This is a genomic window from Kutzneria sp. CA-103260, assembly GCF_018263855.1.
GTDB lineage: Bacteria > Actinomycetota > Actinomycetes > Mycobacteriales > Pseudonocardiaceae > Kutzneria.
Genome location: NZ_CP073318.1, coordinates 3359612 through 3378404 on the forward strand (window position 1 = coordinate 3359612; position 18793 = coordinate 3378404).

General features: G+C 70.4%; 20 protein-coding genes. 12 read left to right on the plus strand and 8 right to left on the minus strand.

The features are described from left to right. The first annotated feature begins 63 nt into the window (after positions 1-63). Both JJ691_RS14465 and JJ691_RS14470 read left to right on the plus strand, forming a co-directional pair. The gene (locus JJ691_RS14465) at positions 64-474 is read left to right on the plus strand and encodes a VOC family protein (protein ID WP_211769290.1); all 411 of its coding nucleotides are present in this window, start codon (positions 64-66) and stop codon (positions 472-474) included. Positions 475-480: 6 nt separating this feature from the next. Further along, a complete protein-coding gene (locus tag JJ691_RS14470) occupies positions 481-1065 on the plus strand; it encodes an endonuclease (RefSeq protein ID WP_211769291.1) in 585 nt (194 codons plus the stop codon). Here the strand turns inward: JJ691_RS14470 and JJ691_RS52920 are convergent. Next, a complete protein-coding gene (locus JJ691_RS52920; protein WP_256449390.1) occupies positions 1062-1196 on the minus strand; it encodes a hypothetical protein in 135 nt (44 codons plus the stop codon). The two genes, JJ691_RS14470 and JJ691_RS52920, sit on opposite strands and share 4 nt — an antisense overlap. Positions 1197-1245: 49 nt before the next feature. Further along, positions 1246-2574 carry a M20/M25/M40 family metallo-hydrolase gene (locus JJ691_RS14475; RefSeq protein ID WP_211769292.1) on the minus strand — a complete coding sequence of 443 codons (1329 nt, stop codon included), beginning with the start codon at positions 2572-2574 and terminating at the stop codon, positions 1246-1248. Positions 2575-2642: 68 nt separating this feature from the next. Between JJ691_RS14475 and JJ691_RS14480 the strand changes: the two genes are divergently transcribed. Further along, positions 2643-3170 (plus strand): winged helix-turn-helix domain-containing protein, encoded by a 528-nt coding sequence (locus JJ691_RS14480; protein WP_211769293.1) that lies wholly within the window; start codon positions 2643-2645, stop codon positions 3168-3170. On the opposite strand, the gene JJ691_RS14485 is transcribed toward JJ691_RS14480, so the two are convergent. The 5 genes from JJ691_RS14485 to JJ691_RS14505 form a co-directional block, all read right to left on the minus strand. Then, on the minus strand, positions 3164-3799 hold the full coding sequence (locus tag JJ691_RS14485) for a DUF6875 domain-containing protein (protein WP_211769294.1): 636 nt from the start codon (positions 3797-3799) through the stop codon (positions 3164-3166). The two genes, JJ691_RS14480 and JJ691_RS14485, sit on opposite strands and share 7 nt — an antisense overlap. Further along, positions 3796-5169: an FAD-dependent oxidoreductase gene (locus JJ691_RS14490; RefSeq protein WP_211769295.1), complete on the minus strand. Its 1374-nt coding sequence runs from the start codon at positions 5167-5169 to the stop codon at positions 3796-3798. Before JJ691_RS14490 ends, JJ691_RS14485 begins: the two co-directional genes overlap by 4 nt. After that, the gene (locus JJ691_RS14495) at positions 5166-5498 is read right to left on the minus strand and encodes a hypothetical protein (RefSeq protein ID WP_211769296.1); all 333 of its coding nucleotides are present in this window, start codon (positions 5496-5498) and stop codon (positions 5166-5168) included. Before JJ691_RS14495 ends, JJ691_RS14490 begins: the two co-directional genes overlap by 4 nt. Continuing rightward, entirely contained in the window at positions 5495-5887 is a 393-nt protein-coding gene (locus tag JJ691_RS14500) for a cupin domain-containing protein (protein WP_249227918.1), read from the minus strand. The genes JJ691_RS14495 and JJ691_RS14500 overlap by 4 nt, the downstream gene beginning before the upstream one ends. Positions 5888-6009: 122 nt before the next feature. Continuing rightward, the gene (locus tag JJ691_RS14505; protein ID WP_211769297.1) at positions 6010-6747 is read right to left on the minus strand and encodes a LuxR C-terminal-related transcriptional regulator; all 738 of its coding nucleotides are present in this window, start codon (positions 6745-6747) and stop codon (positions 6010-6012) included. Between the two features lie 329 nt (positions 6748-7076). On the opposite strand from JJ691_RS14505, the gene JJ691_RS14510 reads away from it, so the two are divergent. The 8 genes from JJ691_RS14510 to JJ691_RS14545 all read left to right on the plus strand — a co-directional run bounded on the left by JJ691_RS14510 (position 7077) and on the right by JJ691_RS14545 (position 17365). Next, positions 7077-8354, plus strand: coding sequence for a lysine N(6)-hydroxylase/L-ornithine N(5)-oxygenase family protein (locus JJ691_RS14510; RefSeq protein WP_249227919.1), 1278 nt, complete (start codon positions 7077-7079; stop codon positions 8352-8354). Then, the gene (locus JJ691_RS14515; RefSeq protein WP_211769298.1) at positions 8351-9889 is read left to right on the plus strand and encodes a class I tRNA ligase family protein; all 1539 of its coding nucleotides are present in this window, start codon (positions 8351-8353) and stop codon (positions 9887-9889) included. The genes JJ691_RS14510 and JJ691_RS14515 overlap by 4 nt, the downstream gene beginning before the upstream one ends. Continuing rightward, complete coding sequence (locus tag JJ691_RS14520) at positions 9889-10983, plus strand: NAD(P)/FAD-dependent oxidoreductase (RefSeq protein WP_249227920.1); 1095 nt, start codon at positions 9889-9891, stop codon at positions 10981-10983. Before JJ691_RS14515 ends, JJ691_RS14520 begins: the two co-directional genes overlap by 1 nt. Next, positions 10980-12230 (plus strand): MFS transporter, encoded by a 1251-nt coding sequence (locus tag JJ691_RS14525; RefSeq protein WP_211769299.1) that lies wholly within the window; start codon positions 10980-10982, stop codon positions 12228-12230. The genes JJ691_RS14520 and JJ691_RS14525 overlap by 4 nt, the downstream gene beginning before the upstream one ends. A 73-nt stretch (positions 12231-12303) precedes the next feature. After that, the gene (locus tag JJ691_RS14530; RefSeq protein WP_211769300.1) at positions 12304-13590 is read left to right on the plus strand and encodes an ATP-grasp domain-containing protein; all 1287 of its coding nucleotides are present in this window, start codon (positions 12304-12306) and stop codon (positions 13588-13590) included. An 11-nt stretch (positions 13591-13601) separates the two neighbouring features. Next, complete coding sequence (locus tag JJ691_RS14535) at positions 13602-14798, plus strand: acyl-CoA dehydrogenase family protein (RefSeq protein WP_211769301.1); 1197 nt, start codon at positions 13602-13604, stop codon at positions 14796-14798. Between the two features lie 12 nt (positions 14799-14810). Further along, a complete protein-coding gene (locus JJ691_RS14540) occupies positions 14811-16076 on the plus strand; it encodes an ATP-grasp domain-containing protein (protein WP_211769302.1) in 1266 nt (421 codons plus the stop codon). 11 nt (positions 16077-16087) lie between these two features. Further along, on the plus strand, positions 16088-17365 hold the full coding sequence (locus JJ691_RS14545; RefSeq protein ID WP_249227921.1) for an FAD-dependent oxidoreductase: 1278 nt from the start codon (positions 16088-16090) through the stop codon (positions 17363-17365). A gap of 25 nt (positions 17366-17390) precedes the next feature. On the opposite strand, the gene JJ691_RS14550 is transcribed toward JJ691_RS14545, so the two are convergent. After that, positions 17391-18101: a CPBP family intramembrane glutamic endopeptidase gene (locus tag JJ691_RS14550; RefSeq protein WP_211769304.1), complete on the minus strand. Its 711-nt coding sequence runs from the start codon at positions 18099-18101 to the stop codon at positions 17391-17393. Positions 18102-18194: 93 nt separating this feature from the next. On the opposite strand from JJ691_RS14550, the gene JJ691_RS14555 reads away from it, so the two are divergent. Further along, positions 18195-18770 (plus strand): TetR/AcrR family transcriptional regulator, encoded by a 576-nt coding sequence (locus JJ691_RS14555; protein ID WP_211769305.1) that lies wholly within the window; start codon positions 18195-18197, stop codon positions 18768-18770. Positions 18771-18793 lie beyond the last annotated feature (23 nt).

The window sequence follows — 18793 nt, forward strand, 5'->3', positions numbered from 1 at the left end:
CGGGGGACCTACCCCGTTTTTCGTACGGCGTTTGCCGACGGTCAGCCGAGGTACCCAACCCCCATGGTTACTCACATCGCGGCGACCACGATCGACTGCGCGGATCCGGAGCGGTTGGCGGGGTTCTGGTCGGCGGTCCTCGGCTACAGCACGGCCCAGACGGGCACGAGCACCGACGGCACTGCGTTCGTGGAGATCGGGCCGGCCGACTGGGACACGGCCGGCGGCCAGGCGGTGTTGTTCGAGCAGGTCCCGAACCTCCCGCCGAAGGTCGCCAAGAACCGAGTCCATCTCGACGTCGCGGCCCCGACCGGCCGGTACCGAATCGAGGTGCAGCGGATCATCGCCCTGGGAGCGACCGAAGCCGCCATCGGCCAACGCGACGCCGACCTCCCCTGGACGGTCCTCGCCGACCCCGAGGGCAACGAGTTCTGCGTCCTGAACCGCGACCACCCGGCCACGGTCCGAGGCTGACCGCGAATGCCTCCCAGCAACGTCAACCACCTGCTGGCCGACTTCGGCCGGACCTACGCGGACGAAGCGGGCATCGTGCTCCGCGACAAGCCGGCGCCGCTCTACCAGCTCCTGGTCCTGGCCACGCTCCAGTCCACCCGCATCCGAGCCGACATCGCGGCCGCGACGGCCAAGGCGCTGTTCGCGGCCGGCCTGCGCACACCACAGCGGATGCTCGCCGCCACCTGGCAGCAACGCGTCCAGGCCCTGGGCCAAGGCGGCTACGCCCGCTACGACGAATCGACCGCGACCCGCCTCGGCCAAGGGGCCCAGCTGCTGCTGGACAACTGGCGCGGCGATCTGCGGCGGATGCGGTCGCCGCACCGGGAAGTCCAGCAGTTCCCGGGCATCGCCAGCGTCGGCGCGGACATCTTCTGCCGGGAGGTCCAGGCCGTCTGGCCACGTCTGCGGCCGTTCTTCGACCAACGGGCCCTCGACGCGGCCCAGCGCCACGGCCTGCCCGTCGACCCGAAGAAACTCGCCGGCCTGGTGCCTCCCGACCAGATCGTCCTGCTCGCCACGGCTCTGGTCCGCTCGGGACTCAAGCCCTAACGCGGCTCCCGCGGAATCAACGGCTCGGGATCGGACTCCGGCTCCGGCTCGACCGGCATGGGCACCTCGGGCCCGGGCTCAGGCAAAACCGGGTCGGGCGGCAACGGACGTTCCGGCGCGGGTGCGGTCATGGCGACTCCTTGGTAGACAAGCCACTCGACTACCCCACCGAGCCGATGCTCAACCCGCGCGGCCGATCCCCAGCAGCACCCTCGCCGCCGTGACGATGCCGTCATGGAACCGGCGCAGCTCGAAGTTCTCGTTGGGGGCGTGGTTGCGTTCGTCCACATTGGCCAGTGGAATCCCGTAGCACGGCAGCCCCAGGCCCTCGGTGAGGCCGGCGATGGGCAAACTGCCTCCCATGGCCGGCTCGAACAACGCATTGTCGCCAACGGCCTTCAGCACGGCTTCCGCGTACGGAGCGTCCGGCAAGGTCCGCGACGGCTCCATCAATGCCTTGAACTGGACCTCGGCCTGCGGCAGATGCCGGGCCACATGCGCACGGACCGCCTCGACCACGGTCGAAGTCCGCTGCCCGCAAGCCAACCGCATGTCACAACGGGCCACCGCGACGGCCGGGATGACGGTGCGGTGCTCGTTGTTGTCAAGGCAGGTCAACGAGTTGATGGACAACGTCGGCATGGCCAGCCGCTCGTTGACGCTCCCGTCCGCATGATCAAGGCGATCCAGCCCGACGCCGGCGAGCAGCTGCTCAGCGTCGACCGGCAACGCTTCCAGGGCCGCCCGTTCAGCCGCGGTCAGCGGAACAGTGCCGGTGTCGTAGCCATCGATCAGGATCCGACCGTCCGGTCCCTTCATGGTCGACAGCAGCCACACCAGCTCCCACGCCGGATTCGGCGCCACATTGCCCCAGTTGCCCGAGTGCAGCGGACTGCGAGCGCCGCGGACGGTGATCTCGAAGCTCACCACGCCGCGAACCCCGAGGGACACCGTCGGCTCGAACGCCGCGTTCACCGGCCCGTCGCTCCACACCGCGACGTCGGCATCGAGCTCGTCACGCAGGCCGGTCAGCGTGGCTGTGAGGTTCGGGCTGCCGATCTCCTCCTCACCGTCCAACAGAACCGTCACCGAGCACGGCAATTCGCCGTGACAGTCGCGCAGCGCCCGCACGGCCAGCAGCTGGGCGAGGTGCTGGCCCTTGTTGTCGCCGGTGCCGCGCCCGTACATGCGGCCGTCACGGATCGTGGCCTCGAACGGCGGGCTGTGCCACTCCTCCAGCGGGCCGGCCGGCTGCACGTCGTAGTGGCCGTAGATCACCACGTGCGGGCTGCCGGCCGGGCCCTCGGCATGCCCCGTGACCAGCGGCCAGCCGCCGGTCTCCACAACCCGCGGTGCCAAGCCGCTGCGAACCAGCAGCTCACGGGCATGATCGGCAGCCGCCGCCATGCCCTCCCCGGTGGCGCTGACGCTCGGCACGGCGACCCACTCGGCCAGCTCCCGCTCGTGCCGCGAGCCGTGTTCGGCCACGTACTGCTCGATCGCGTCCACGCCACCACCCCATCGATTTCACAAGTTGCAATCGATCGCCATCCTTCATATCGGTTACGATGCTGTCAATGACACCGCCGGATCGCCGCAGGCGGGCCACACCCCAGGACCTGCGCGCCCTCACCCACCCGCTGAGCTGGCGAATCCTGCGGTTGTGCGTGGAAACACCCCGCACCAACCAGCAGCTCGCCGAACGCCTCGGCGTCGCCCCGGCCACCCTGCTGCGCCGCGTCCGCGCCCTGGCCGACGCCGGTTTCCTCGCGGTCGAGCCGCCCCGGCAGGGCGAGCACGGCGCGTGGGAGCGGCCCTACCGCGCCACCGGCGAGACCTGGCACCTCGATCTCGGCACCGACGCGGGCGATCTACCGGGCCGGGTCGAGCTCGCCGTCGTCGACGCGCACCGGGCCGAGCTGGCCGAAGCCGACCCGACCGCGCCGCATCACACCCGCCGGGCCGTCCTGCACCTCGATCCTGAGGCGCACGCCGAGCTGAACCGGCGCGTCGACGAGCTGTTGGACGAGTTCAGCGCGCGGGCCACCGCCGATGGCACGCGCGTCTCGGTGCTGTGGAACGCGGTCGAACAACCGCCTCAGTAAGTCAGCCGCTGTGCGAGCTGCTTGCGGATGCGGGGCGGGATCTCCGGGGCGAACCGCCGGATGTAGCTCTCGGCGTGGGCCTTGTGGTCGACCAGGAACGGCAGGTCGAACACCACCAGCTTGCGGATCGCCAGCAGCGGCACCGGTGCGCGCAGCGCCCTGAACTCCGGGTTCCACAGCCCGGGGGCGTCGCACACCGGATGGAACTGGCCGATCATCAGGCCGTCCTCGACGAACTTGTCCTTGGCCACCCGTTGCAGCTCGTCCAGGCCGCTGGCATCGGTGTGGTCGAGGTGCGGCAACACCAGCAGCACGGTCAGCAGCTCGCGATCGGCGGCTGGCAGGGTGGCGCCGAGGCGTTCGTACCAGCCCCTGAGGCTTTCCACCGCCGCGCCGACATCACCTTCCCCCGACAGCGCGGCCAGATGGAACAGTCCCTTGTGGAGGGACGGTTGGGTGTACGGGCAGACCGGGCCGTTACGGCCGAGATCCGGATGCGGCGACACCAGATACTTCCGCGCCCAGGCAAGGATCTCCCGGACCGGCGACAGGTGCTCCTCCGGCACGTCGCCGGCGTCGACCTCGGCCGCCGACCAGAACAGCACCTGCGCCTGGTTCACCGCGGTCATGACCCGATCCCCTGCTCGAAGGTGAAGAAGCCGTCGGGATCGACTCGGCGCTTGATCTCCGCCAGGCGGGGATAGTTGTCGCCGTAGTAGGCCGTACGCCAGGACTTCAGGTCGGGATCGGTGAAGTTCAGGTACGAACGATCACCGCCGTACGGGGCCATGGTGTCGGCCAGCTCGGCCAGCCAACCGAGATTGGCATCCACCACCTCGCGGGAATCGCGCTCGGCCCACGAAGTGTCCATGGACAGCAAGAACATCGCGTCCCGGTGCGGGAACGCGGTGTCGCCGGCGGGCACTCGGTTGATCGCGCCACCCCACGAGAACAGGGCCGCGCCGCCGCCATCGGGATTGCCGCCGCCGGGCCATCGGCGCACCATCGCCAGCATCGCGTCGATGGCGTCCTCGGACAGGGGCTGGGTCAGCACGCTGGTGCGAGCCGCGAACGCGCCGGCCGCGGTCTCGTGCAGCAGATCGTTCTTGGCCTGCCAGTAGGTCCGGTCGTTGATCATCGTCCGGAACGGCTCGGCCACCGACAGGATCGGATCGAGGACCTCCTTCAGCGAGGCCGCCGAACCGAGGTGCTGCCCGATGCACGAGACGACCGCGTCCGGGCCGGTGGTGCTCACACCGACCCGCGCCGCGAACGCGTCCGGGGCGGACCGCATGGTCCGCTGCACCACCGAGAACACCTTCTCCGCGTCCTCCATGTGCCACAGCAACACATAAGTCGCACAGTCCGTGACCGGTTGAGCCTGGAACGTGAACGACACGTTCACACCGAAGTTCCCACCGCCACCGCCCCGACAAGCCCAGAACAGATCGGGGTTCTCGTCGGCCGAGCAGCGCAGCACCTCCCCGTCGGCGGTGACCAGAGTGGTCGCGACCAAAGCGTCGGCGGTGATGCCGTGCACCCGGGACGTGGCGCCGACGCCGCCACCGAGGGTGAGCCCGCCGATGCCGACCGTGGCCCCGTTGCCGAGCGCGAACGCCATCTCACACGGCTCGATGGCGGCGTACACATCGGACATCGAAGCCCCGCCACCGGCCGTCACCAACCCGGTCGAAGCGTTGGCGGACACGGTGTTCAGCGGACCGAGGTCAATCACCAGGCCAGGGCCGACCGAGTAGCCGGCATAGCTGTGCCCGCCGCCGCGAACCGCAACCCCCACACCGAGCTCCCGCGCCCACGCGATGGCCCGCTGCACGTCGACCACGGAGGCCACAGACACCACGCCGGCCGGCACAGTGGCCGCGAACCGCCGGTTGAACGGCAGGCTGACCGCGCCGAAGCCGCTCTCGCCGGGGCGGACCACCGTGCCGGCCACGGCTTTGTCGAGGCGCGTCCAGTCCTCTTCGGACGGTGACTTCATCGGAGCTCTCTCACCTCTTCGAGGTAGGACGTGCCGGTGGCGGCGTGCGGGCCGTAGCGCTCCCACCGTTCGCACAGCCGGATCCGGCCGTCGTCGCCGACCTCCGGCGTGTTCACGGTGTGGCCGCAGATCACGTCGCCGGAGTCGAGCACGATCGTGTATCCCATGTGGAGGGTGTCCCGCTCGTCCCGCAGGCCGGTCACGGTGCAGCGCAACACTTCGCCGCCGGACACCTCGGTCCACACGACGTCGCCCTGCTGCCGGTAGACCGCGACCGGCGCGCCGTCCACGCCCTCCTTGCGGAACCGGCGGCCGCCGTAGTCGATCACTGCCCACCACCGGCCGCGGCCCGCGACTCCTCCTGCCGCACGAAACCCTCGGACATCGCCCGGTCCCACCAGATCGCGTAGTACGCGAAGTCCTCGTCGCCGGCGTTGGTCAGGTGGTGCTCGATACCCGGCCGCAGGAACGCGATGTCCCCGGCGGCGAACTCGTAGCGCTCATCGGGAGTGACGACCTCGGCACGGCCCGTCATCCCGATGAAGATCTCGTGCTCGTGGTGGGCGTGCGTCACCGACGTGTCGCCCGGCCTCAGCACGCACCAGGCACCCTCGAACGGGGCCGTCAGCCCGTCCCACGGGTAGAGCAGCTTCATCTCCAGTCCGTAGGCCCGCACCAGGTTCTCGTGCTCCAGTCTGCGGATGTCCACCTCGGTCACGTCGCACTCCGATCGGCCGGATCCCCATTTAGCAAGCCGGGCCGAGGCTATCCACGCGACTTTCCCCGCCGGTAGGGGAAGTTCTCCCCAGTCTCAGGGAAATCCGTTGGCCGGCAACGGGGTCAGCCGCGACCGAGGCCGGCGTCCCGGGCCAGCACGATGGCCTGCGCGCGGTCGGTCACGCCCAGCTTGCCCAACACCGACGACACCCGGTTGCTGATCGTCTTGGGCGCCAGCGCGAGGTCACGGGCGATGGCCAGATTGGACTTGCCGGCGGCGATCCGTTCCAGCACCTGCTGTTCCCTCACCGTCAGCTGAGGGAACGGGTACGGCGCGTGATCGCCGCGCGAACTGAGCAGCGCGGCCAGCCGGCCGGCCACCGAACGTCCGACGATCACCTCGCCGTTGGACACCACCTCCACGCCGCGCAGCACCTGGTCCGCGTCGGCGTCGGCGGCCACCAGATAGCCCCGCGCGCCGGCGTGAAACGCGGCCCGCACGGCGGCGTCGTCGGCGATCGCCGTGACGACCAGAACCCTTGTGCGGGGCGCGATCCGGGCCACGTGACCGATCACGTCCTCGGCGGCGATCCGGCCGAACTGGTGCGGGTCGACGACCAAGATGTCCGGCCGGTGCCAGGCCACCTCGGCGAACATCTCGGCCGCCGTGGTCGCCTCGCCGACGACCGTGACGCCGCCCGAGCGCTCCAACATGGACCGGACACGGCGGCGTGCGACCGGCTGGGCGTCGGCCAGCAGCACCGTCACCGGGGCGGGCGCGACGCGGGCCGGGGATTCGAGGAGAGTTCCGGGCCGCCGAGCGGAAAACGGCGGCGGTTCCCGGTGTGCCGGGTGAGTCATGTTGCCCCCAACGGTTCACGGGCTCCCCCCAGTGCCCGCCTGTCCAGGGCCGTAAAGCTAGCGAACCGCCACCTCAGGGCGTTAGTTGACGCGCCAAAGACCAGGGCCTTGATCCGGCCAATGCGCGTACTGGATACCGCTGAAAGCACGCGGGCCCCCGAGAGATTCCCCGATGGACGGGCAAACCTTCCCTACCAACGGGGAAACACCGGAACCTAGCATCGAGTCACGAGCTGGTCACTCGCTCGACATGAACGGACATCGCGCGTCACCGCCGAGGGCCTTCCGCCCGGCGGGCGCGATCCACTCCCGACGAACGAGGTGTGCCTGTGACTGACCAAGAGGTGGGCTTGCTGGCGATCGGTGCGGGGCCGGCGAACCTGGCGCTCGCGGTGGCCATCGAGGAGTCCGGTTCGGACGCGCTGGCCGGCGAGACGCTGCTGCTGGACCAGAGCCCGGACATCAAGTGGCAGCGGGACCTGCTGATGCCGTGGGCGCGCAGCCAGGTGTCCTTCCTCAAGGACCTGGTGACCCTGCGCAACCCGCGCAGCAAGTTCTCCTTCCTCAACTTCCTGCACGACTCGGGCCGGCTGGACGAGTTCGTCAACCTGGGCACGTTCAACCCGTTCCGCTGGGAGATCTCCGACTACCTGCAGTGGGTGGCCCGCTCGCTGGAGCGGGTGCCGATCCGCTTCAACGCACACGCCCAGCGCATCGAGCCGGCCCGCGGCGCGGACGGCTCGATCACCGGGTGGACGGTCACGCTGTCCGACGGGGACACCATCCGCTGCCGCGACCTGGTGGTCGGCGGCGGACGGGACCGCAACATCCCGGACGTGTTCGCCGACCTGCCGGCCGACCGGGTGATCCACAGCTCGCAGTACCGGACCAGGATCGCCGCGCTGCCAACGGAGGCGCCGCTGCGGGCGGTGGTGGTCGGCGGTGCGCAGAGCGCGGCCGAGATGTTCATGGCGCTGCACCAGAACCTGCCCAACAGCGAGCTGACCATGGTGGTGCGGTCGATCGGGCTGCAGAACTACCAGACCAGCAAGTTCGTCAACGAGCTGTTCTTCCCGTCCTTTGTGGACGTGTTCTACGACAGCCCGCCGGACGTGCGCCGGCAACTGCTGGATGAGATGCACCTGACCAACTACGCCGGCCTGGCCCCGCCCTTCCTGGAGCAGCTGTACACGATGCTCTACCAACAGCGCGGCGTTGGCCAGGAAAGGTCACGGGTGCGGCCGCTGACCAAGGTGGTCGGGGCCCGTGTCGAGGACGGCGAGGTGGTCCTGGACCTGCGGGACCGAACCTCGGGCAAGGTGGAGCCCCTGCACTGCGACGTCGTGCTGCTGGGCACCGGGTACGACCAGCGGATGCCGGCCATGGTCCGTGACCTGGCCGACCGGGTCGGCCTGGACGAGATCACGGTCAGCCGCTGCTACCGGGTCGACCTCGGCGACTCCACGTGGGGCGCCATGTACCTGCAGGGCGTCAACGAGGCCACGCACGGCATCGCCGACTCGCTGATCAGCGTGCTGGCCCACCGGTCCCAGGACATCGTCGACGACCTGCTGGCCCGCCGCGGCGAGCTGAGGAGCGCCCGATGACCGACCGGCTGGTGATCATCTCCCCGGCGCCGACCGCCAACGGCGACCTGCACGTGGGCCACCTGGCCGGCCCGTTCCTGGCCGCCGACGTCTGCACCCGCTACGCCCGGGCAACCGGCCGGGAGGCCTTGTACGGCACCGGTATGCACTTCACCCAGAACTACGTGGTGACCGCGGCCCGCAAGCTCGGCGTGTCGCCGGAGCACCTGCGGGTCCGCTCGGCCGAGCAGGTGGAGCGGACCTTGGCCGCGATGGGCATCGAGGTGGACGGCTTCGGCTGCATCGGCGACCGGTTCACCAAGATGGTGCTGGACTTCTACCAGCGGCTGCACGGCCAGGGCCGGCTCAAGCTGCGCACCTGGCGCTTCCCGTTCCTGCCTAGCACCGGCGAGTACCTGATGGACGCCTACGTGCTCGGCGGCTGCCCGTTCTGTCTGGCCACCGGCTACGCCGGCATCTGCGAGAGCTGCGGCCTGCCGGTCGCCCCCGGCGACCTGATCGACCCGCGCTCGACGCTGTACCCCGACGAGCCGCTGGAGACCCGCGAGGCGGAGATCCTGGTCTTCCCGGTCGAGGAGTACCGAGCGGAGTTGGCCGACTACTTCGCGAAAACCACGATGCGCCCGCACATGGCCCAGATGATCGAGGACGTGATGGCCGGGCCGCTGCCCGACTTCCCCATCACCCAGCCGACTTCGTGGGGCATCCCGGCCCCGTTCCCGGAGGTGCCGGGGCAGGTGATCTACCCGCACATGGAGGGCATGCCGTGGAGCATGTTCACCACGGCGCTGGCCGCCGAGCGGCGGGGCGCGGTGCTGGTCTCGGACGACGAGTTGTGGCGCAAGGACTCCGGCACCACTGTCGTCTACTTCACCGGCCTGGACGCGACCTATCCGTTCGCGGTCGTCGGTACCGCGATGCTGACCGCCCTCGGCGAGCACGTGGTGCCGGCGCAGTACATCACCAACGACTTCTACGAGCTCGCCAACGAGAAGTTCAGCACCAGCCGGGGTCACGTGGTGTCCGGGCGGGAGCTGGCGGCCGAGGTGCCGCGGGACCTGATCCGCTTCCACCTGTCGGCGACCAGCCCCGAGTTCCAGCGCACCGACTTCACCCGCGAGGCCCTGGTCCGCGTCACCGAGTCGCGACTAGTTCGGCCGTGGAACCGGGTCGCCGCCGCGGTCGACACGTGGGTCGGTCGCGGACCGCTGCCGGTGTCCGAGCGGTCGCGGCAGTCCGCACAGCGCATGGTCGAGCGGTTCGCCGGCGGGTACGGAGTTCGGCGTTTCAGCCTCACGGCGGTGGCGTCCACCATGGCCGAACAGTTGGCGCGACTGGACCAGATGGCCGCGGGGGCGACCAAGGAGAACGCCGGCGACCTCTGCCACGAGGTGGACGTGTTCCTCCGCTGCGCCGCGCCGGTGCTGATCGACCTGGCCGCCGCGGCGTTGCCGGACACCGCGATCCCGACCGCCTCGGACATCACGACGGTCACGCCCGCTCCCCTGCCCCGCCTGACCGGGGCCGGCGGCTGATGTCCACCGTCGTGATCGTCGGCGCCGGGGTCACCGGGATGGTGACCGCGATGGAGTGCGCGTTGGCGGGACACCGCGTGACGCTGCTCGATCGCGGCCCCATCCCCAACCCGGCGTCGACCTCGGCCGACCAGCACCGGGCGCTGCGGGTGCAGCGACCCGGCGACCCGGTGCTGACCGCCCAGATGACCGATGCCCGCAAGCGCTGGCTGGGACTGGAATCCGTGCTGGGCACAGATTTCCTCCGGTTGGTCGGGATCGTCACGGCATGGCCGGCCGACGATGCCACCGGCGAGATCGTCGAGCTGCCGCCGGTGCTGTTCCCGAGTGGGACCGTCGGTGTGCTCGACCCCGACGCCGGAGTCCTGCTGGCCGACAAGTTCCTGCACGCCGCGGCGCACTGGCTGGCCGAGCACCCCGCGGTGTCGGTTCGCGCGGAATGCCCGGTGCGGTTCGTCGCCGACCACTGGGTGTCCCTTTCGGACGGTACGGCCCTCGGCGCGGATCTCGTCGCGGTGGCGGCCGGACCGTGGAGCCGGGACCTGGTGGATGTTCCGGTCGCGCTGTTCCGGCAGACCATGGCCTACCTGCGCCCACCGGCCGATCTGGCTTCGTGGTGGGAAACCGCGCCCGGCGTCGGCGGTGTCGGCGCCGACGGCCGGGCCTGGCTGCTGCCGCCGGGCGACGGCACCCTGCTCAAGATCAGCTCGGACGCGGTGTGCCGCAAGGTGGAGTCCACGGCCGAGGGGGAGCTGGAGACCTGGGGCGACTGGCTGCCGGCCCGACCGAGGCGAACCGGCCGACCGATCAGCGAATCGCCCGCCCATCCGGTGACCCCACCGCGAACCGGTCGGATGCCCGCCCTCCCCTGGGCCGAGCGACTGCTGGCCGAACCCATTCTGTCCGATATGGACCGTTACACCGTGGTGGCGGTGCGGGAGTGCCACTACGCGGCGGCCCCGGACACCGGCGGCCCGCTGCTGCTCCACCCCAAGCCGGGCCTGTGGGTCCGCCCGTCCTGCGGCGGCTCGGGTTTCGCCGCCGCACCGCTCGTCGCGAACACGATCGTCGAGGCCATGGAGGCGACTGCATGAACGACGCCAGCAAGAAAGACGGTGTGCTCGCCGCGATCAGGGCGACGCCGGCGTCGATCCGGTACCTGCTCGGCGGCATGCTGCTCAACCAGCTGGGCGCCTACGTCCAGACCTTCCTGCTGCTATACCTGGTGCACCGCGGCGTGTCGGCCGAGGAGGCCGGCCTGGGCCTGGTCGCCTACAGCGTGGGCGCGATCTTCGGCACCATGCTCGGCGGAGAACTCGCGCACCGCGCCGGCACCCGGATCACCATCGGGCTGGCGATGGCCGCCTCCGGACCACTGGTGGCGCTGATCCCGACCCTGAGCGGCCACGGCACGTTCTGGTTGCTGCTGCTCGATGTGGGACTGGCCGGGCTGGTGACGCAGGCCTACCGGCCGGCGGCCTCGGTGCTACTGGCCGAGCTGATGCCGGAGAAGTTCCACGTCATGACGTTCTCCATGATGCGCACCGCGCTGAACACCGGCGCCGCGGTCGGGCCACTGTTGGCCGCCGTGATGATCACCGTGAACTGGGACCTGCTGTTCTATGTGGACGGTGCGACCGCGCTGCTGTACTCGGTGCTCGCGTTCGCCCTGCTGCCCAACGTGGTCGCGCCCGAGGAGGAGCAGCCGGCTCCCGGCGAAACCGCCAACCGCCGCTCGGCCTACGCGGTGTTGGTGCGGGACGGCCGATTCCTGCTCTACCTGGCCTCGCTGTTCGTCGGCACCATCGTCTACGCCCAGTTCATGGTCGCGCTGCCGCTGAAGATCACCGCCGACGGCGGCGGCGGCACCGGCCTGTACAGCTTCGTGCTGGCCGCCTCGTCCGTCGTGCTGATCACCTGCGAGCTGTGGATCACCTCGTACATCGTGAAGTGGTCCGCGCCGCTGGCGGTGTTCCTCGGGCACGTCGTGTTCGCAATGGCCTTCGCCGCCTGGGGCCTGTCCTCCGGCAACACCGTGATCGTCGTGCTCGGCGCCGTGCTGTTCACGTCCGGCCTGATGATGTCCGCCCCGACCATGTTCGCCCGCCCGGCCAAGGTGTCGTCCCGGTTCCGGCCGCGCTACCTCGGCGTGATGAACGCGATCACCGGCCTGTCCTCGGCCATCGCCCCGGTGCTGGGCGTGTTCGCGTGGACCACGTGGGGCAACGCGATCTGGCCGGTGTGCGCGGCGCTGGGTGTGGTGGCCGGTCTGTTCGCGTGGGTCGGCATCACCGTCAAGCCGGAGACGGCACCGGTCGTCGCCAAGGAAGTGGTCGCATGAGCGAGCTTGCGAGCGAATCATTCAACACAGAGCGTCCGCGAACGCGGACACCGAGCGCTAGCGAGGTGCCGCAGTGAACACCCTGCTGGTGATCGGGAGCGGGCTGAAGTACTACCGCGAGTACCTGGTCACGTCCATCCACCGCCGGGCCCGCGCGGCCGGGTTGCGCCTGGTGCTGCTCAACAATCTCAAGCCCACCTGGCAGCAGCAGTACTTCGACGAGATTGTGCTGGCCGACGTTTTCGACCCGGCGGTGATGGCCGCCGAGGCCCGCAAGGTCGCCGAGCGGGAGCAGGTCGCCGGTCTGATGTGCTGGGACGAGCCGCTGGTGCTCACGGCCGGCGAGCTGGCGGCCGAGTTCGGCGTGCCGGGCCTGGGACTGGCCGGGGTGCACGGCTGCCGGGACAAGAACCGGACCCGCGAGCTGCTCACCGCCGCCGGCCTGTGCCAGCCCGGCTACGCCATGACGTCCGATCCGGTCCAGGCCCGTGCCGCGGCGGAGCTGATCGGATTTCCGGTCGTGGTCAAGCCTCGGGCGTTGGGGGCGAGCATCGGCGTTGTCATGGCCCGCGACGCCGTGGAGTTCGACGCCGCGTTCGCGGTCGCGCAGGCGGCCAGCGAGGTCGACCAGGGTGTCTACGGGGCCAAGGTGATCGTGGAGGGCTACGCCGACGGGTCGGAGATCAGCGTCGACGGGGCCGTGCACAAGGGCGAGTACCTGCCGATGTTCCTGGCCCGCAAGGAAAGCGGCGAGCCGCCGTACTTCGAGGAGGTCGGGCACGTCGTCGACGCCGCCGATCCCCTGCTGGCCGACGAGGAGCTGGTCGGCACCCTGGCCCGGGCCCACCGCGCGCTGGGCGTCGAGGACGGCATCACCCACAGCGAGGTCCGGCTGACGCCGCGCGGGCCGGTGGTGATCGAGATCAACGGCCGGGTCGGCGGCGACCTCATCCCACTGCTCGGTCAGCTCGCCACCGGCATCGACTCCGGCGAGGTGCTGTTCGACGTGGTCACCGGGCAGCGCCCGGACATCACGCCCACGCGGCGCGCGGTGGCCGGCATCCGGTTCGGACTGCCGGCGGCCGACTGCGTGGTGCGATCGGTGACCGTGCCGACCACGGCAGAAGGCCTGGTCACAGCCTCGCCGATGGTCGAGCCCGGCACCACGCTGCGGCTGCCGCCCGGCGGCTACCTGGCCCGCCACTCCTTTGTCGTGTGCGAGGCCGAGGACGGGCCGACCTGCCTGCGGCGGCTGGCCGAAACCTCGGCCATGGTCGAGGTTGACGCCGAGCCAGCCGGGCCGCCCGAGCCCGACGCCACCTTCGAGATGCCCGCCGGCCTGCTGGACACCGACGCGTGAGGAGCGAGCACATGACCATGGCACCCGAGGCCCCGCTGACCGCCACCGACATCCTGGCCCGCGCCCAGGCGCTGGCGCCCGAGCTGCGGGAGCGGTCGGCGGAGATCGAGCGGGCCCGCCGGCTGCCCGACGACGTCGTGGCGAAGCTGCGGGCCACCGGCGTCTACCGGATGGGCTTCAGCCGCGCCTGGGGCGGCCCGGAACTGTCGTCGCTGCAACAGCTCGAAGTCATCGAGGCACTGTCCTATGGGGACGCTTCGGCCGGCTGGTGTGCCGAGATCGGCTCGCACACCGGGCTTTTCGCGCCCTACCTGGCCGGCCCGGTGGCCCGGGAGATGTTCCCCAGCCTGGACGTGATCACCACCGGCATGCTGTTCCCGGTCGGCCGGGCCGAGCGGGTGCCCGGCGGCTACCGGCTGTCCGGCCGGTGGACCTTCGGCAGCGGCATCACCCACTGCGACTGGGTGATCTCCGGCGCCTTCATCTACCGGGACGGGCAACCCGACCCGAGCCCGGACGGCCGCGACCCGCACGACTCGCGGCTGTTCATGGTGCGCGCCGCCGACGTCAGCGTGCTCGACAACTGGGACACCACCGGCATGCTCGGCACCGGCAGTTGCGACTACACCATCACCGACGTGTTCGTGCCCGAGGAGCACACGCTCAGCTTCGACACCGTGCTCGACCACAACGGCCCGCACACCCAGCCGGACACGTTCATGCGCTACATGCCCGGCGTGCCACTGGGTGTGGCCCGCGCGGCACTGGACCACGTGCGGGAGCTGGCCACCACCAAGCGTTATCCCAACGGGGACGCCTGGGCCGACAACCGGCGGGTGCAGACGATCATCGCCGAGTGCGAGGCCGACTACATCGCCACCCGGCACGGCGTGCGCGGCACCCTGCTGCGGCTGGAGGAAGTGCTGGGTGACAACGGAACCCTGGACGACCTGAGCCGGGACGAGCGGGCCGCGCTGCCGCTGTCCCGGCTGCACGCGTTCCGGACCGCGCGGTCGATCGTCACCCGGCTCTACGACCTGTTGCAGACCGCCTCGATCCACCGCGCGTCGCCGATGGACCGCTGGCTGCGCGACACCACGACGATGTGCCAGCACCTGTTCGCGCAGGAGCGGATCCTGCAGTCCGGCGGCGCCCACCTGCTGGGCGGCACCCCCGATTTCCGGCTGTGCCTGGGCATCGTGAAGTAGAGGAGCGCTGACGTGTCCGAACGACCGATCATCCTGGTGGGCTATGTGGCCGCGCTGGGCAAGTTCGCCGAGTTCCTGCCGGAGAACTCGCTGGTCATCGTCGAGGAGCCGGACGTCGTGCGCAAGCGCGGCGTGCGGGAGGCGGCCGAGAACTCGCCGGTGGTGCGCGAGCTCGTCGAGTGGGAGTACCAACTTCCCGGCGCGGCCGACGCACTGATCGCCACCCGTCCCGATCTCACCGCGTCGGCGGTGATCCCGCTCGTCGAGTACGCGACGCCGTGCGCGGCCCGGCTGGCCGAACGGCTCGGGACGCCCGGCGCGGGGCTGGGGGCGGCCGAGCTGATGCGGGACAAGTCGTTGCTGCGCAAGGTGACGCGTGCCGCCGGCGTGCCGAACCCGTTGTCCGAGGAGGTGAACTCGCCGGAGGAGGTGGTCCGGTTCATGGCCGCCATCGACGGACCGGTGGTGCTCAAGCCGGCCAACCGGCAGGGCGCGGTCGGCACCGAGATCGTGCACGACCCGGCGTCAGTGCCGGCGGTCTGGGCCTCGTGCGTCCAGCACGACGAGGGGATCTTCGCCCCCGACCGCGAGCGGGCGGTGCGGATGCTGGCCGAGGAGTACGTCGTCGGCCACGAGTACAGCGTCGAAATGGTGGTGCGCGACGGCTCGGACCTGTTCTTCAACGTCACCGACAAGGTGCTCTACCCCGGCCCACGCCCGATCGAGTCCGGACATGTGCTGCCGGCGGCGATCTCCGACGACCTGGCGGAATCGTTGCGCGCCAGCACCTTGGCGGTGTTGCGGGCCGTCGGCTTCGGCTCCGGGGTCGTGCACTGCGAGTGGATCGTGCGGGACGGCACGCCGTATCTGGTGGAGTGCGCCGGCCGGTTCCCGGGCGACGGCATCATCGAGATGATCGAGCGGGCCTACCAGGAACCCATTGGCGAGCACTACTTCACGATGATGCGCGGTCTGGAGGCGCCGGCCATGCCGTCGACCGCCCCGCAGGCCGCCGCCGTGCGGTTCATACCGGAGATGACGGGCGAGATCGTCAGCATCGACGGCCTGGAGGCGGCCCTGGCGCTCCCCGGCGTGGTGCACTGCGACGTCGGCCCGGGTGTCGGCGACACCATCCGGGAACTGCGCAGCTCGTGGGACCGGTTGGGCATGGCGATGGCGCTCGCGCCGACCGCCGGCGAGGCGGTCCGGTTGGCGGAGAAGGCGATCGACCAGGTGCACATCGTCACGACCGGGGGTCCGCAGTGGAATTCGCGGTAGTCGGAGCGGGCATGGCCGGGGCCTTCCTCGCGTTGGCGCTCGGCCGCCAGGGCCACACGGTCACCGTCTACGAGCGGCGGCCCGATCCCCGGGTCAACGCCGTGCACACCACCTCGATGAACCTCGGCCTCTCCGAACGCGGCCTACAGGCGTTGCAGCGTCTGGGTTTGCGAGAGGAGATCACGCGGCACGTCGTGCCCATGCGCGGGCGCATGGTGCACAACCAGGACCGCTCGCTGCGGTTCTCCACCTACGGCGAGGGCGGCATTCTCGCCATCCAGCGCCATGATCTCGGCGTCGCGCTCATCGAGGCCGCCACCCGGTCGTCAAACGTGCGGTTCGTGTTCGACACCCGCTGCGTCGGCATCGACAAGGACCTGCCCGCCGCCGACTTCGTCACCGACTCCGGCCAGGCCTTCACGGTCACCCCCGACGTGATCGTCGGCGCCGACGGCGCGTTCTCCGTCGTTCGCAAGCACATGCAGCGGGACGAGCGCGCCGACTACCACCAGGAATTCCTGGAGTGGGGCTGGCGCGAGCTGCACATCCCCACCGGCGCAGACGGCCGGCACCGGATGGCCGACGACGTGTTCCACCTGTGGCCCCGGGGCGAGACCATGATGTTCGCCCACCCCAACCTCGACGGCTCGTTCACCTGCTCCTGCGTGCTGCCGTTCCAGGGGCCGCGCAGCTTCGCCGCGCTGCGCTCCGCCGACGACGTCGAAACCCTCTTCCGCTCGCTGTTCCCCGACGTCCTCGACCTGGTGCCCGATATCGGCAAGGTGTTCCTCGACCAGCCCACCTTCAAGCTGGTCACGACCCGCACCTCCCCCTGGCACCACGACGGCAAGGTGGTGCTCATCGGCGACGCCTGCCATGCCGTCTTTCCCTTCCTGGCCCAGGGCATGAACGCCGCGTTCGAGGACGGTCTCGAACTGGCTGACTCGCTGTCCGCGTTCCCCGACAACCCCCGGGCCGCCCTGTCCCGCTTCTACCGCCGCCGCAAGCCCAACACCGACGCCCTGGCCGAGATGTCCCGGGAGAACTTCGCCGAACTCCGGGACACCGTCCGCTCCCCTGCTGTACGGCTGGAGAAGGCCTGCGACGTCGTGCTGGAGAAGGCGCTCCGGCACCGGTGGATGCCGCTGCACGCCATGGTCACCAACACCACCATGCCCTACGCCGACGCCCGCCAACGGGCCCTCCGCCAACGCCGCATCCTCCAGGCCGCAGCCGCGACCCTCGGGGTGGTGGCTGCCGGCGGCCTCCTGCGCCGCTTCCTCCGCTGACCCAGACCGCCGGCCGGTGGTCGCGTCAACTGCTCGCGAGGGCGACGATCACCGGCACGGTCATGGCGAGGGCGTTGTTGACGCCGTGGACGACCACGCCGGGCCAGACGGAACCAGTGCGGCGTAGTAGGACGGCGTTGATGGCACCAACTACGAAGGCGACGGGCAGTACAGGGTTGAGGCCGTGCACCAGGGCGAAGACGGCGGCGCTGACGAGGACGCTGATCCAGGCGCCGTAGCGGCCCAGGGCGTTGGCGAGGACACCGCGGAAGATGAACTCCTCGCCGATGGGAGTGGCGACGAAGCCGAAGACGGCGGACAACAGGTACGTGAGCAGACCACCGGAGGCGGCGGCCTGGTAGCCGGCCTGGATGTTCTGGTGATCGCCGGTGAAGGCCTGGTAGAGCCCGGAGGCGAGGGCGGACAGCAGCCAGGCCAGGATGCCGAATCCGATGGCCGCGACCAGGGACCGCAGGCTGGCGCGCCGCACACCGAACGGTGCGAGGCGGCGGATCCGCAGCAGGGCGGCGACAGCGAAGGCACCGAGGCCGATGGCGGCTGACAGCGCGAAGCCGACGATGCCCTCGACGCTGGCCGGCAGGGCGGCGTGGTACAGGTAGACGATCACGGCCGCGTAGAGCACGGCGTAGGCCGCCAGTCCGGCGATGATCTCGGGCCAGCCGGGCCGGGCCGGCCGCTCGACGGGTGTCGTGACGATGGCGGTGCTCTGGTTCATTCGAGGCTCCTGATCAGCGAAATCGCGTTAGCACAGTGTGCTAGTACGCTGTACCGTACACCGTGCTAGCACACCGTGCTAGGATCGCTTCCCGTGAACAACAGCAGGCGGGAGGAAATCCTCGCCGCGGCCCGCGAGCTGGCCCAGGAGCACGGCGTCGGCACGCTGAGCGTGCGGTCCGTCGCGGCCGCGGCCGGCGTCGGGGCCAGCACGTTGCGGCACTACTTCCCGTCTCAGGCCGACCTCTATCAGGCGGTCGCGAGCGAGTTGGTCGCCAACGTCCTCGGCGACCGCGACATCACCGACGACAGCCGCGACCCTGCCGTCCGCCTGTACGACTGTCTTGTGCAGTTCGTGCCGCGGTCCCAGGAGCAGGCCCGGGCGCTCACCGGCTGGGCCGAGCTGAACCGACTGGCCCTAGGCGGCGACGCCGGGGTGGTGGAAATCCTCAAGAGCGGACGCCTTGCCTCGGAGGAGGCGCTGCGCCGGTGGTTCGGCGTGCTCGCCGACCAGGGGCTCGTCACGCCGGACGCCATCGACGGCCATGTCACACACGTGCTCACCCTGGTCGACGGATTCAACCTCGACCTGTTCCTGTTCCCGGACCGCGTCGATCTGGCCGCCGCGCGGGCGACCCTGCGCTGGTTCGCCGAACGCGTCGTTTTCTGACCTACCCCAACGGGCAGCGTCGC